This is a genomic window from Alteromonas sp. V450 (genome assembly GCF_001885075.1).
Taxonomy (GTDB): Bacteria; Pseudomonadota; Gammaproteobacteria; order Enterobacterales; family Alteromonadaceae; genus Alteromonas.
The window spans coordinates 1,458,494-1,473,887 of the sequence record NZ_MODU01000004.1; the positions used below are offsets into that span (position 1 = coordinate 1,458,494).

Genomic DNA, 15,394 nt, shown 5'->3' on the forward strand with positions numbered 1-15,394 from the left:
TTTAGCTCGCTGTATTTTGATTCAGATATGCAGCCGCACCTAATAAACCGTGATCAGGCTCTGCAATTAAATAGGTGGGAATGTCTTTCACGTAGTGCTTCATTTGCCCTTTTGCCTCGAAACGCGCTCTAAAATCGCTGTTTTGAATAAATTCGGGGAAACGATTAGCAATGCCACCACCAATGAAGATGCCGCCCGTAGTTGCCATATTTAGTGCTAAATTACCCGCAAAGCTTCCCATAATTCGGCAGAATTGGGTAAGCGTCGCCTCAGCAATTTTGCAGGTACCATTTAGCGCAGCATCAGTTATTTGAGCGGGTTCAGTAAATACAACCGGCGCTGATGCATGGTTAGCTAGCGCAGTGTAGATATTGTTCAGGCCGCGACCAGACATGACTTCTTCGGCAGAAGCACGTCCTAAGGTAGATTGAAGATGGCGCCATACAACAACGTCGGTTTCATCTACTGGTGCAAAGTCTACGTGACCGCCTTCTCCATCTAGCGTCTGCCAGCCAGATGAAGTCATCGTAATATGCTCAACACCTAATCCTGTACCTGGCCCGAAAACTGCGATATTGCCATTTTCTTTCGCTGAACCTTCGCCAATTTGTACGACTTGCTCTTCACCTAAAACCGGTAAAGAGTGTGCCACTGCGGTGAAGTCATTTATAACGAACAACGCATCGAGTTTAAGCTGCGAGCGCAGCGCATTTTGAGAAAATGCCCAACTGTGGTTTGTCATTTCGACTTGATCACCCAATACTGGACACGCTATTGCAATACAGCCCTGCGAAAAGCTGTGTTCAGGCATGTCACTAAAATATTGTGCGATAGCAAGGTCAATGCTGGCAAAATCGTTACACATATATTTTTTAATGTCGGCTATACCTGACTCGGTTACTCTCGCAACGCGAATGTTTGTACCACCAACATCAGCCACAAACTTCTGGCTCATTATGCTTGCTCCTGCGTGTAAAACAGTGAACATGCACCCTCTTCTGCACCGGTTAGAATAGCGCGCATACCCGCAAACATTTCACGTCCCATTCCAACGTGATGTTTCGCTAAGTTCGCAGGCGCTGCTTCACGTGCAGCCAGTGTTTCATCGTCAACATGCAGCGTTAGTGCACCCGTTTGCGTATTTAGCTCGATAATGTCGCCCTCTTGCACTTTAGCAAGTAGACCACCTTTGTATGCTTCTGGAGTGACGTGAATAGCTGCAGGCACTTTGCCCGACGCACCAGACATACGGCCGTCAGTAACAAGCGCGACTTTAAATCCGCGATCTTGAAGCACACCAAGAGGTGGCGTTAAACGGTGAAGTTCAGGCATGCCAATCGCTGATGGCCCCTGGAAGCGAACGACTACAATACAGTCTTTGTCTAGTTTTCCAGATTTGAACGCGTCGTCTAGCTCAAACTGATCTTCAAACACAACCGCAGGTGCTTTGATATTACAATGAGGCGTGCGAAGCGCTGACGTTTTAATAACACCACGACCAAGGTTGCCGTCAAGTACACTCAAACCACCATCCGGTTTAAATGGCGCATCAACCGTTGCAAGCACTTCTTTATCGAGCGATTCAGTTGGGCCGTCGCGCCATTCTAATTCGCCGTCTTTAAGCACAGGCTCTTTAGTGTAGAAATCTAAGCCTTCACCACAAATGGTCTTAACGTCGTTATGTAATAGACCCGCATCAAGCAACTGTCTAATTAGCAACGACATACCGCCAGCTGCAACAAAGTGGTTAATGTCAGCGGAGCCATTCGGGTAAATGCGAGTAAGAAGAGGCACTGCATTTGAAATATCTGAGAAGTCGTCCCAATTCACGATGTAACCTGCGGCCCGCGCTACCGCAATAAGGTGCATGGTGTGGTTAGTAGACCCCCCCGTGGCAAGAAGACCTACCAGGCCGTTCACAATGGCTTTTGCATCTACAATGTGGCCAATTGGCGTATAGTTATCGCCAAGATCAGTTAAGCGTGTCGCTTGAACCGCTGCAGCTTTAGTAAGTGCATCGCGTAGCGGTGTACCTGGGTTAACAAACGAAGAACCCGGTAGGTGCAGTCCCATCATTTCAACCACAAGCTGATTTGAGTTGGCCGTGCCGTAGAACGTACACGTCCCCGCCGAGTGATAAGATTGAGATTCAGCTTCAAGCAGCGCGTCGCGGCCAACTTTACCTTCTGCAAATTCCTGACGTACACGCGCTTTTTCTTTATTCGGTAAGCCTGATGGCATCGGACCGGCGGGAACAAAAACCGTTGGCAAGTGACCAAACGTTAACGCGCCCATTAGAAGTCCAGGAACGATTTTATCGCAAATTCCTAGCATTAGCGTACTGTCAAACATGTTGTGTGAAAGCGCAATCGCTGCACCTTGAGCAATGTTATCACGGCTCATTAGGCTTAAGTCCATGCCAGACTGGCCTTGCGTAACGCCGTCACACATAGCAGGTACACCGCCAGCAAACTGTGCAACGCTGCCAACTTCTTTCACCGCTTCTTTAATTAGCGCAGGATACGTTTCATAAGGCTGGTGTGCCGAAAGCATATCGTTATAAGCAGACACAATAGCCACGTTGGCTTTGGTCATTGAACGAAGGTCAGCTTTTTCGCTTGTTCCACATGCTGCAAAACCATGCGCTAGGTTGCCACATGACAACACACCACGATGGGGGCCTTGACGACGGGCAGCTTCAATCTTTTCTAAATACGCTTTACGCGTTTCTTTACTACGCTCGATAATTCGTTGCGTAACTTCAGCAATTTTTGGGTTCATTCTTGTCTCCTATGGCGCCCACATCAAAGTCACCGGTGCTCTATTTACAACGGCAGTGATGGGCTTTTGCGCTTCGGTAGCATTTTCAATAGCGTCTAGCAGTACTTGCTTTTTCTTTTCACCTGTTAAATGCAAAAAGATATTACGGCTATTGAGTAGCGCAGGTAGCGTTAATGAAATTCGTTGATGAGGTGCTGTTGTAGGTTGAACAGCAATGCAGGTTCTGCCGCTGCTCATATCTAAGCCGTCTAGCACTTGTTCTGAGCAAGGAAAAAGCGATGCAGTGTGACCGTCTTCCCCCATGCCAAGAATTAATGCGTCGAAGGGCTGCGACATGCTGGCTAAATTTGATTCTGCTGCATTAACACCTTCGTTTGCATCGTCAGCATCGCTTTTCAATTCGATAAAACGAGCCGCTGCGGCTTTATTTTGAATGAGATTTTTTTTAACTAAACTGGTATTGCTTGCCTCGTGACCTTCTTCAACCCAACGTTCGTCGGCAAGGGTAATATCAACCTTGTCCCACTCTAGTTCGGTTTCACTTAGCTGCTTAAAAAGCGCAAGCGGTGTACGGCCACCGCTCACCACAAGTGATGCACGACCGCGCGTTTTAATACCCGTGTTGAGAATACTCACTAAGTCTTGGGCGAAAGCGTCTGTCAGTGCTTCTGGTGTTTCAAATGATAATGTTGTTAAAGCCATATTACTTTTTCTTCGCTATTTTGCTTTCGTACCAGCTGCGATTTTCGCGAGCTAGAAGACCAATAGAATCTACAGGCCCCCACGTTCCAGCTTGATATGGTTCTGGCGGCTCACTTGATTGTTTCCATGCTTCTAAGATTGAGTCGACCCATGTCCACGCCTGTTCAATTTCGTCGCGACGTACGAAAAGTGCTTGATTACCTAGCATCACTTCAAGCAGCAATTTTTCGTATGCATCAGGAATTCGCTCATCGGCGAACGCTTCCGAGAAACTCAAATTGAGTTTAGATTTTTGAAGATCCATCGAACCAGAGCTGGTTAAGCCAGGGACTTTGTTCATTACCGTAATTTCTACGCCTTCATCTGGCTGCAGACGAATAACGAGCTTGTTAGGCGGAAGATTTTTGAAGCTGTCGCCGAATAAGTTGTGCGGCTGGCGTTTAAAGTAGATTACAACTTCACTCACCTTAGTTGGCATACGTTTACCTGTACGCAAATAAAAAGGTACGCCCGCCCAACGCCAGTTATCAATTTCCGCTTTAATTGCAATGAACGTTTCCGTCTTACTTTGCGTGTTAGCGCCCTCTTCTTCCAAGTATCCCGGTACTTCTTCACCTTTCACGAACCCAGAGGTGTACTGACCGCGTACCGTGCTCTCATTAATATTAAATGAGTTAATTGGACGAAGGGCTTTAAGTACTTTGAGTTTTTCGTCACGAATGCTGTCAGCGTCCAACGTGGTAGGTGGCTCCATCGCTACCAAACTCAAAATTTGTAACAAGTGGTTTTGTACCATGTCACGCATCTGGCCTGCATCGTCAAAGTAACCCCAGCGACCTTCGATACCTACCGACTCAGCAACAGAAATTTGAACATGGTCAATACAGTTGTGATCCCAATTGGTCGCAAAAATAGAGTTAGCGAAACGAAGCGATACCAAGTTAAGTACCGTCTCTTTCCCTAGATAATGGTCGATGCGGTAAATTTGTTTTTCATCGAAGTATTCTGCAACTTGTTCGTTGATAACTTTTGACGATGCCAAATCATGACCGATTGGCTTTTCAAGCACAACGCGTACGCTTGAATCTATGATTTTGCAGCTGTGTAGGCCGCGACAGATATCGCCATAAATGGCTGGTGGCGTTGCTAAATAGCATACCATGGTGCGAGTTGGGTCAACGTGATCGTCTAGAACGCAATAGCTCTCTACGTCTTTCATGTCTACGCATGCATAGTGCAAACGCGCTTTCATTTTCTCCCAAGTAGCTTCACACAAGTTCTTCTCACCAAATTTGATGAGATTAGCATGAACTTCTTCTATATAAGCATCTAGCTCCATCTCTTGACGCGCTACGCCTACTATAGTGGTGTCTGGATGCATTAAGTTCGCTTTTTCAAGCTGATATAAAGAAGGCAACAACTTGCGGCGTGAAAGATCTCCCAGTGTTCCGAAAAGCACAAAATCACAGGGTTCGTAGGAATTATCCAATACCATATTCATCGACCTTTTTAATTTAATTATTCGCGGAGTATTGTACAGCTATTTACAACACTAACGACTATTTTTACCGTATAGTTAACACCAAATGTAGTAAAATTACAACTTATACCCACTATACGAGGTTATTCTTTATTTTTCCCTTGATTTTACCTCGGTTTCCCTCCCCACTATCAACAAAAAATGTCAAAAAATTACATTTTTCTTGTCACAGCCGTCACATTGGGTACTATTACCCGTGTACCTTACAATTAGATGTGCGAATTAGTGTTATATTTGTATGAACATATTAGAAAAAATTACGCAAAACCAAGCAGCGTTCAGTAAATCTGAGAAAAAGGTGGCCGAAGTTATTCTTGCCAACCCGCAAACTGCAATACACTCAAGTATAGCAACCCTTGCTAAGATGTCGGACGTAAGCGAGCCAACGGTAAACCGCTTTTGCCGTCGACTGGACACAAAAGGATTTCCAGACTTTAAACTTCATTTAGCGCAAAGCCTAGCGAACGGCACGCCGTATGTTAATCGTCACGTTGATGAGAACGATAGCCCTGACGAATACACCAACAAAATTTTTGAGTCGACAATGGCTTCCCTTGAAGTTGCGCGTCAATCTGTAGATGTAAATGTGGTCAACCGTGTCGTTGACTTACTTACACAAGCTCAAAAAATTTCATTTTTTGGACTGGGTGCTTCGGCATCAGTGGCACACGATGCATTGAACAAGTTTTTTAGATTTAATGTACCCGTCGTGTATTTCGAAGATATATTGATGCAGCGGATGAGTTGTATGAATTGTTCTGACGGCGATGTGGTCGTATTAATTAGTCACACTGGAAGAACTAAAAGCTTGGTCGAAATCGCACAAATCGCGCGGATGAACGATGCCACCGTGGTTGGGATCACCTCTGCCGAAAGTCCACTTGCGCAAGAATGTACGTATGTTTTATCTCTTGAAGTGCCTGAAGATACCGACATGTATATGCCTATGGCATCACGCATAGCGCAGCTAACATTGATTGACGTTTTAGCAACCGGCTTTACACTGAGACGAGGAAACAAGTTCAGGGAAAACCTCAAGCGAGTAAAAGACACATTGCGTGGCTCGCGTTATGAAAAACGAAACGACTAGTTCCCTTGCCCTAACGATAATATTAAGGCAAAAGCGATTTTCAAGACGACTAGTAGATGGTTGGCTCTAGCGAAAAGCGTTTACAAATCACGCCTAACTGGTCGAGCCAGTTAGGCTTTTTTATTTGTTCCATTCACATTTTTGTCAAATTCAACTACTATTCTGTAATAAAATTACGTAAAACGATTACAGGCAGCGTTATTATGTTCACTGCCCCACACTTACTTATCTTTTATAACGAAAGAAATAGCGACGGAATAATATGACCAGAAGAACCAAAATTCTTGCCACTCTCGGGCCTTCAACAGACTCCCTTGAAAAAATTCAAGCGCTTATAGCCGCAGGCGCAAATACAGTGCGTATGAACTTTTCACACGGACAAGCTGAAGATCACATCGAGCGAGCAAAGCGCGTTCGCCAGGCTGCTAAAAATTTAGGTAAATACGTCGCTATTTTGGGCGATCTTCAAGGTCCTAAAATTCGGGTTGCTCGATTTGTAGAAGGGGCTGTTCACCTAAAGGTGGGTGCCAAGTTTATACTAGACGCCGAGCTAGGTCGTGATGAAGGTGACAGTGAAAAAGTTGGCATCGACTACAAAGCCCTTCCAGACGATGTTTCTGCAGGCGATATTCTTCTTCTTGACGATGGCCGGATCCAGCTTCGTGTAACCGGTGTCGAAGGGCGCAAAGTGCTCACTGAGGTTACTGTAGGTGGTAAACTTTCAAACAATAAAGGTATTAACCGACAAGGCGGTGGTCTATCGGCTGACGCACTTACTGAAAAAGACAAAGAAGATATTAAAACGGCAGCTAAAATCGGTGTCGATTACCTCGCCGTTTCATTCCCACGTAGTGGTGCAGACTTAAACTATGCAAGAGAGCTTGCTGAAGCTGCCGGCTGCTATGCAAAAATCTGCGCGAAAGTAGAGCGAGCCGAAACGGTTGCCTCCGACGAAGCCATGGACGATATCATTAGTGCTTCAGACGCAGTAATGGTTGCTCGCGGTGACTTAGGCGTTGAAATTGGCGATGCAGAACTGGTTGGTGTGCAGAAAAAACTCATCGCCCGCTCTCGCCAATTAAACAAGGTAGTTATTACTGCTACGCAAATGATGGAGTCAATGATTGACAGCCCGATGCCAACACGTGCAGAAGTTATGGACGTGGCTAATGCCGTACTAGATGGAACTGACGCAGTAATGCTTTCCGCTGAAACAGCGGCGGGTAACTACCCCATCGAAACTGTAGCCGCCATGGCCCGTGTTTGTGAAGGTGCAGAAACACACCCCAGCATAAAAATTTCTAAGCATCGCATGGACCAGCAATTTTCGTCGACTAGCGAATCTATAGCATTGTCGGCGGTATACGCTGCGAACCACCTTCCCAGTGTTAAGGCTATCGTAGGCTTAACAGAGAGCGGAAGTACGCCCACGCTAATGTCACGTATTACAACATCTTTGCCTATCATTGCGATGTCTAGACATGAATCGACGCTTAACACAATGGCGCTGTGCCGCGGTGTAAAGCCTATCTTCTTTGACTCTTCAAATAGTGAGCCTGGCAAGTTGAAATACGACGTTATTGCCTCGTTAAAAGATAAAGGTCTGATAAAAAGCGGAGACAGCATCATCTTGACGTACGGCGATGAAATGGAGAAAGTCGGCGCGACAAACACACTTAAGATAGTCGAAGTCGAATAATCACATGAAGATAAAAATGTTCCCCTAAATGTTCGTTGCTCCATAAGAACGTTTAGGCTGCACATAAACAAAAACGCCCCTATCGTTTTAAACGCTAGGGGCATTTTTTAAAGTTTATTCACTGTTTAAATTGCTTGTGCCGTATACGTTTTTGCTTCTTGAGCCGCGTCATTAGCATACTGGGTAAGGTGGTGGCTCAAAATATTTTCAGCGCGTTCAACAAATTCATCACGCTTAAATTTCCACCCCCTTAAATCTGCCTGTTTGGCTTGTGCAATATAGAAGTCTAATCGCGTTTTTCTAAGAAGGTGATTTTTTCTAGACATATCGAAATCGGCTAATAAAACAGATTTTTCAACATGAGCGATATCAGCATGCACGGGGCGTTCAACATCGTCGGCCGTTGCTTGACTCACAAACAGTTTACCTTGCCCTAGCGCACCAATTAACACAATAATAACTGACACAAAAATAGCCGAATAAACCCATTTTAAAACGTTCATGTCTCACTCCCTGAGCACCATTGAAATGCCCATAACTCCAGTTAAAGAATCAATATTAAAATTAACGCCTGCTTGTCAGATAACTACTTAGCTTTCACAGATTAACTTTCACAATCTACAAAATGCAGCTTCCGTACCAAAAAGCATTCTCTTTTTTATCAGGTACATACAAGCAATCGGGATTACTGAAATAAGCCAGTGGCAGTATTTTCTACACACTACAAGAGCAAATATTCCCGATATTTCTGATAGCGCTTGAACTGACTTTTAGGCACACCGTATGTGCTGTAGAGGCTTAACTCAGACGGAGAGAAGAATATAATAGGTATCGCATATCCGGTATTACCAAAAAGTTTATTTTTTGGGTCTACAGATGTCTTATTCATTGTTCTTTAGTCGAATAAAAAGAGCCTACAACAATTAAATTACGGCTTACGCACTAATCAAACCACGCCAAAAGCCATAAATATTAACGCTTTCGTAACATTTTGCTATTGTTTTACAATAATGATAGATTGGCATTACAAATAAAACTTAAAACCCAAAACTGGACTTACCAAAAACGCATACTTAAGTCTTTATTAGGTAAGTTAATGTTTGTTTATCAAGAGGTTTCGATGTTTCTAAAAAAAGCCACTGCTTCCCTGCTCCCCTTAAACAAAGGTACTCTCGATACAATTCCAAAGTATTTCATTGCTTTTCTGACACTTGTGTGCGGTTCAAACGTTGTTAATGCAACAGTATTGCCAGCAGAAAAGTTTGATTTAAGCGAATGGAAAATCACAATCCCTACCGATAAAGATAACAATGGGAAAGTTGACGAAGTTTCCGTCAAGGATATGCAAACCTTCGAGCACAAAGATTTTTTCTATGTTGACGATGAAGGTAATCTGGTTTTTGCCGCCCCTAATAAAGCACTGACGACAAAAAACTCATCTAATACCCGCAGCGAACTTCGACATATGCTCCGCGGTACCAACACTCGAATAAAAACCCATTCGCCCAAAAACAATTTTACGGTTGCCAGTAACCCAATTTCGGACCGCTTTGCTCAGGTTGGTGGCAAATTGAATGCAACACTTAAGGTTCAACATGTAGCAAGACGGGCAAAGTATCCAAATAAACCACCTGCTTTTTCGGTAGTTATTGGTCAGATTCATGCCAGCAAATGGGAAAAAAAAGTCAAAGGGTTTGGTTGGGGTAATGAACCACTTAAGATTTATTATAAAAAGTGGCCACAGCATGAAACAGGGTCCGTATTCTGGACTTACGAGCGCAACTTGCCCAAAAATGATAAGAACCGTACTGATATTGCTTATCCAGTTTGGGGAAATTTGTGGAACAACTCCGAAAACCCGGGTAGCGAGGGAATTAAACTTAACGAAAGCTTTAGTTACGAAGTGAACGTTCACGGCGATGTGATGTACCTAAGCTTTAAATCAGACGGACACAAAACTGTTAATTATGCTATCAATCTTGCCAATGGAGTGAATGCCTATGGTGAGTTGGACCAGCACGATCACCCTTACGGCTATACGCTAGATTGGAATTATTTTAAAGCGGGCGCTTATAATCAGTGCAGTACTAAAGATGATGACGGCTTTTGGTACGCTGCATGTATGGGCACGGGAAACTGGGAAGAAGATAAGAAGAATGGCGACTATGTACAGGTCGCGTTTTCCCACTTGACGGTAGGAGAAAGCAGCGAACCGACTGAAACCTTCAAAGCCAACCTTGTCATGCAAAGAGCTGTGGCAAAAAGCGTCAGTGTTAAGATTGGCGGCACGCTAAACGAAAAAGAAGCGATACCCGTAGATGCTATTCCTACTTCCGCGTTAACGGCAATAAAAAATGTTGATCCTAACTTTGTAGTACAAGACGTTGAGAAAGAATACAAACACGATCATGTATATCTTGATGTAGAAGGTAAAGACGCTAACGGAAGTGAGATAGAATTCGATATGCTGCTAGATGGCGAGCAGTGGAAAATTGTTGAAGTGCAGCGGGATATGGCTATGGAAGATTTACCGTCCGCTGTAAAAACACTTATCAAGAAGCAGGAAAACTCTGATCAAATTAGGCGTATTATTGAAAGTAAGCAATACGGAACTGACACAACGATTTATGAATTTTATTTTGTAGCAGAAAATGGCACTGAATTCCGTAAAGAAATTAAATCTGCAAACGATGATGTTGTTTTATTGAGTGAAGAGTGGAAACATTAGTTATGTCGATGTGCTGACAAGACGACCTTACTTAAAATAAGCAAGAAAAAAGGGGAGAATGCCCCTTTATTTGGTTAAGTTGTACAACACACGTTCAACTAGCCTTAAATACATCTGACACGGTGGGTAGTACATAGCGTTAATATTTCTTATACTCGCAAGTCATTTTCGAATATTATTGTTTATCGTAATTTTTATATTATTACCAAAGTGACTTACCCCGATGGTAAGACAACGATAACTGTCACTCCAGATGGCTCTGAAGCAATATACGGCGCCCCAACTGTTAGCTGGACTACTCAATAAGAACATAAGCGCACCACTTCGGTGGTGTTCTTTTTTGTATGTGTTGATGACCTTCTTTGACTTCGAATATGCTTGCATTGTGTAAGTACTTTTTGGTTAAGCTATCTATCGACAAGTCAAATGACAACAGGATTATTGCTGTTGTCAATTTCTTTGTTAGGGTATTTTTATGCACCCATGTTCAATTTTGCGGCGGCGTTTATTGGCTGTGGATTAATATTTGCCGGAATAAGTTGGTTTTGTGGCGTTGCTCGCATTTTAGCCATGGCACCGTGGAACAGATAAACGCTAAACTAACTGTCAAATTAAGGAGGGAGTCATTAATTACTTCTACCCTTCGTCTTCTTGCACCGCTTTTTCAACTAGACTAAAGTATTAATGTTGAGTAAGGAAAACTCACAACAACTTTATATTTAACTAATATTTCATTACCTGTAGCAAAGGATTACTCTATGATAAAAATCAGTTTTCTTAAATCAAATCAAATCAAATCGAAAAATTAAAAACCGTAAAATTATGATGTCAAATGCACAAGCTCTCATGCTGTGTTTGCTTTTCGCATTACTTGCTTATGATTCTCCTAAGGTGTGTGCACAAGTAAATTTTGATAATGGAGCAAACGCTACTGCGGTACATAAAGAACTCTTAATTTGTAACACGGCAGACCCAAATAATTCTGCATTATGCACTCAATATAGTGAAGAGCGTCTTAAAGAGCGCGCTACAACAATACTGTTTCAACAATCTTGCGGCGCAGGTGAAATGGGAATAGCTTGCTCAGACGACCGAGCAGTATCTGAAGTTCGTTATCTTGTAGTCGATGCGCAAAACGCCCATGGCGAATATTTTTCGATTTCAAAAGATGGTTTTGGTACCAGCTTGATATCTAACCGTATCTCGATTGGGACTACAGAGCGCTCTATTCTTGATTCGCTTTTAACGCTTGAAGAATTGTTTGAACAACTTCCCAACGAATTCAGATTTAGTATTTCAGACGATGGTGTCGTCACCAATGGGTTTTCTGAGGTAATACAGACAGAAAAATACATGCCGACAAAGTCTAATAACATTGAGATTGGTTCAGCACAAAAAATAAACAGCAGCTCAACGCCTGGTGGGAGGTTCAAAGAGGCCTGTCCTAGCGCCGTCGCTTTCGTTGTTAGTTCTCAGTGTAACGCAGAATTGGTAACATTTTTAGACGGCATGAATGAAAAATCTTCAAGTTCTTTTTTACGTAAGTTAACTGACGCATTAGATGGAACGAGCATTCAATTAACGGTTGGCGGATTTGCACTAGCGAGGGCGATATCGAATGAATTTCCTATTTCATTTACGTGGCCTGATGGTTCATATCTTTTGCTCGATTTAGATTTAGGCGAGGCTTTAGGGATAGCTCCAGATTATACTAAAAGTAGAGGAGCTAGAAATAAAGATGGGAAGAAACCTCTATTGTCTGTTGCAGCTAATGATCTACAAGCAGGTTCAGCATTACCAATAGCCGGTAGCGAAGTTCAGTCGTATTTAAGAGGCTTATCACAAAATTGCCGATCATTTTCGAATATCATTGGTTATCGTAATTTTTATATTATTACCAAAGTGACTTACCCTGATGGTAAGACAACGATAACGGTGACTCCAGATGGTTCAGAAGCGATACACGGCGCCCCAACTGTAAGCTGTACTACTCAATAAGAACATAAGCGCACCACTTCGGTGGTGTCCTTTTTTGTAAGTTTTTTTACTTAAAATTTCGAGCCCGTAGGCTTTTTCCTTTGACGCGGTTTTCGCGAAAATGCGCTAGGGCTTTTTGGACAAGCACAATTTCTTCACAAGCCTTTTCTTTTCGAGCACCTAAAACAACGGCTTCATCAATTAGAGAGGCGTAATGCTGCCTATCTGAGAGTGAGGTTAATTGTCCTCGTCTTCCCCCCAGTAGGCATTTAACTTTTTTCTTAGCACCAACAAGGCTGCTGTTTCAGCCAACGCGGCATCTTTGCGCTTCAATTCTTTTTCCAGCTCTTGATCCGTTTGCGATCTGCCTTTCGCTCTTGAGTTAGTTGCTTACGCTGCTGCGCCTGTGTTTGAATACCCGCAATACAACTGAGCATCCACTCTTTGATTTGCTCAGGGTAAAGACCTTTTACTCGGCAATACTCACTTAATTCGATTTCGCTTTATGCCGCTGTCTCTAGCACAATTGAGAATTTTGTTCTGGGGACCAACTATCTGCGTTAATGCTATCTTTCAAACTAGGGCCTACCTTTAAATACTTATCACGCCAAGAATACAAAGTAGATAAATTCATACCTTCTAGCTTTGCGAATTGACGTAATGATAAGCCACTTTCTATCAGCTTTCTAACAACTGCTTTTTTATGCTCTTCTGGGTAATGCTTCATTCATGACTAACTTACCGCTCCCTGTTTTACTCTTATGAAAACCTGAGGCGACAACTATCCTGACGCAGGGGGCCTGTCTTGATGACAAGACAACTTTACTTAAAATAAGCAAGAAAAAAGGGGCGAATGCCCCTTTTCCATTAAGTTCAATAAAGAAACTTTTAGTTCATTGCAGTTTCAGTAACTACGCGGAGATTACTTTCAACGTCTTTTACGTCAGACGCATTCTTTGCAATTTCTACAGCCAAATCGCGCTCCGCATCAGAGTCTACCTCACCCGTTAGCATCACTACACCGTTTTCTACGTCAACATCAATATCAAAACCTGAAATATCAGTGTCCATCAAAAGACGTGTTTTAATAACGGTGGCAATTTTGGCATCCGTCAGCTCGCTGGTACCCTCGTCAACCGAACTCTCTATGTCATCTGACATGTCGCCATCCATGTCGTCATCAGCAACAACAGTCAATTTGTTGTCAACAGACATTACGCCGTCGATATTTGCGACTAGCTCTTCTGCTAATTTTTTATCTACGGTGTTCTCTACCTTGCCCGTAAGAACAACGTTTCCGTCTTTCACGTCAGTATTAATGTCGAATGAATCAAGGTTGCCATTAAATAGCAATGTTGCTTCGGCTTTACCGTCAATCCATGCGTCCTTGGCACCTTTCTCCCATTTATTATCTGTGCTGTCAGTGTCCATATCACCTGCGTATGCAGCTGTAGTCAACGTGGTAGCAACAATCATAGAAATAAGTGAACGTTTCATAACATTTCTCCTTTGTCGAAACTCACAATGTATGATGCCAAATCCTTGCCACAACGTAAGCATTTGAATTTAAACATTAATATTCTATACGATTTTCATTACAACCAATGTCACCTTGCAATCTTTGCCTGTAATCGAGAATTTTTTACTTAATTTAATAAGCGTATAAGTGAGGACTTTTTTATTGCGGGTAAGCAGTCTGGTGCTTACACGTAGAAGGCACTTCACTCAACATATTGTGAGCGCTACGCTAAGGTTAAACTTAATTTAGAAAGCTGTCGTATTTAAGTACGGATTGTCTAAATTTGACAATTTTTTCGCCGTTATCAACGCAGCGATGGTTTCAGGCAAAGCGCTTCTTCATTAAATAAAATTCAAGGAACAACCGGACATGGACTCTGCACTCACTGTCGCTTCAGTTTTATTTATAGCCCTAAGTTGGGCGCCACTACTCCCCTCTTCTCATTGGCTGGTAAGAGTTTGGGAATTTCCACGTCTACAAATAGCCGTCGTTATTGCGCTATTACTTGCAGGGTATGTTTTTAAAGCCACCTATTACACACCATTAACTGGCTTCACAATTGCTATCGTCGCAGGATTAATAGTAAGCCTGATATACCAAGTCATTTGGATAATTCCTTACACGCCTTTATATAAACGCGAAGTAAAGCGCGTTGGCGTTGAAAATGCTACAAAAACACTCAGTGTACTTTCTAGCAATGTGTATATGCCTAATAATGACTTTCGCAAACTCATTGAGCATGTAAGAAATAAACAGCCTGATTTTCTGGTGACGTTGGAATCTAATGAAAAGTGGCAAAAAGGAATAAGTGAAATAGAGTCACAATACCCATATCGCAAATATTGCCCGTTAGAAAACCTTTATGGCATGCATCTTTACAGTAGAATTCCACTCAAAGAGGTCATGCTGCGATTCTTAATTGAAGACGACGTTCCATCTATGAAAGTGAAGATAAATCGTCACGGGCAAGATGTAACGCTATATTTTCTGCATCCGAAGCCTCCAAGCCCCACAGAAAACACTTATGCTAAGCCAAGAGATGTAGAGCTTACATTAGTGGGACATGAAATTGCGAAAACTAAAGGACCTATCATCGTAGCGGGTGATTTAAATGATGTGGCGTGGTCACCAACCACACGAAAATTTAAAAAGATAAGCGGACTGTTAGATCCACGAGAGGGACGCGGTTTTTTTAATACATTCCATGCTAAATACCCACTTGTGAAGTGGCCTTTAGATCACGTGTTTCATTCGAAACATTTTGCATTGGTGAACATAGAAAAATTAGAGAGTGTTGGCTCAGACCACTACCCGCTATACACAGAACTGGCACTAATTGAGAACGATGCATAGGCGGG

11 protein-coding genes and 1 pseudogene are annotated in these 15,394 nt (G+C 42.9%); 5 read left to right on the plus strand and 7 right to left on the minus strand.

Translation table 11 applies throughout. The annotated features are described in order from the left end of the window. Window position 1 precedes the first annotated feature (1 nt). The 4 genes from BK026_RS06400 to zwf are packed head-to-tail and all read right to left on the minus strand — an operon-like array spanning window position 2 to window position 4,978. A complete protein-coding gene (locus tag BK026_RS06400) occupies window positions 2–955 on the minus strand; it encodes a glucokinase (RefSeq protein ID WP_071815086.1) in 954 nt (317 codons plus the stop codon). After that, window positions 955–2,781, minus strand: coding sequence for a phosphogluconate dehydratase (edd, locus tag BK026_RS06405; protein ID WP_071815087.1), 1,827 nt, complete (start codon window positions 2,779–2,781; stop codon window positions 955–957). Before edd ends, BK026_RS06400 begins: the two co-directional genes overlap by 1 nt. 9 nt (window positions 2,782–2,790) lie before the next feature. Next, complete coding sequence (gene pgl / locus BK026_RS06410) at window positions 2,791–3,483, minus strand: 6-phosphogluconolactonase (protein WP_071815088.1); 693 nt, start codon at window positions 3,481–3,483, stop codon at window positions 2,791–2,793. Between the two features lies 1 nt (window position 3,484). Next, the gene (gene zwf / locus BK026_RS06415) at window positions 3,485–4,978 is read right to left on the minus strand and encodes a glucose-6-phosphate dehydrogenase (protein ID WP_071815089.1); all 1,494 of its coding nucleotides are present in this window, start codon (window positions 4,976–4,978) and stop codon (window positions 3,485–3,487) included. A gap of 283 nt (window positions 4,979–5,261) precedes the next feature. Between zwf and BK026_RS06420 the strand changes: the two genes are divergently transcribed. Next, complete coding sequence (locus BK026_RS06420; protein WP_071815090.1) at window positions 5,262–6,113, plus strand: MurR/RpiR family transcriptional regulator; 852 nt, start codon at window positions 5,262–5,264, stop codon at window positions 6,111–6,113. A gap of 262 nt (window positions 6,114–6,375) precedes the next feature. Then, window positions 6,376–7,812: a pyruvate kinase gene (pyk, locus tag BK026_RS06430; RefSeq protein WP_071815092.1), complete on the plus strand. Its 1,437-nt coding sequence runs from the start codon at window positions 6,376–6,378 to the stop codon at window positions 7,810–7,812. A 125-nt stretch (window positions 7,813–7,937) separates the two neighbouring features. On the opposite strand, the gene BK026_RS06435 is transcribed toward pyk, so the two are convergent. Then, entirely contained in the window at window positions 7,938–8,315 is a 378-nt protein-coding gene (locus BK026_RS06435; RefSeq protein ID WP_071815093.1) for a hypothetical protein, read from the minus strand. 617 nt (window positions 8,316–8,932) lie between these two features. Here BK026_RS06435 and BK026_RS19770 point away from each other — a divergent pair. Together BK026_RS19770 and BK026_RS06445 are read left to right on the plus strand one after the other, a co-directional pair. Continuing rightward, window positions 8,933–10,027 (plus strand): annotated as a pseudogene (locus tag BK026_RS19770) (polysaccharide lyase family 7 protein); the annotation flags it as partial. Between the two features lie 1,335 nt (window positions 10,028–11,362). After that, window positions 11,363–12,538, plus strand: coding sequence for a hypothetical protein (locus tag BK026_RS06445; protein ID WP_071815094.1), 1,176 nt, complete (start codon window positions 11,363–11,365; stop codon window positions 12,536–12,538). A gap of 496 nt (window positions 12,539–13,034) precedes the next feature. Here the strand turns inward: BK026_RS06445 and BK026_RS19945 are convergent, their stop codons facing one another. Both BK026_RS19945 and BK026_RS06455 read right to left on the minus strand, forming a co-directional pair. Beyond that, window positions 13,035–13,244 carry a transposase gene (locus tag BK026_RS19945; protein ID WP_083575035.1) on the minus strand — a complete coding sequence of 70 codons (210 nt, stop codon included), beginning with the start codon at window positions 13,242–13,244 and terminating at the stop codon, window positions 13,035–13,037. 161 nt (window positions 13,245–13,405) lie between these two features. Continuing rightward, window positions 13,406–14,014, minus strand: a complete 609-nt coding sequence (locus BK026_RS06455; RefSeq protein WP_071815095.1) for a BON domain-containing protein — start codon at window positions 14,012–14,014, stop codon at window positions 13,406–13,408. Between the two features lie 391 nt (window positions 14,015–14,405). Between BK026_RS06455 and BK026_RS06460 the strand changes: the two genes are divergently transcribed. Continuing rightward, window positions 14,406–15,389: an endonuclease/exonuclease/phosphatase family protein gene (locus tag BK026_RS06460; RefSeq protein WP_071815096.1), complete on the plus strand. Its 984-nt coding sequence runs from the start codon at window positions 14,406–14,408 to the stop codon at window positions 15,387–15,389. Window positions 15,390–15,394 lie beyond the last annotated feature (5 nt).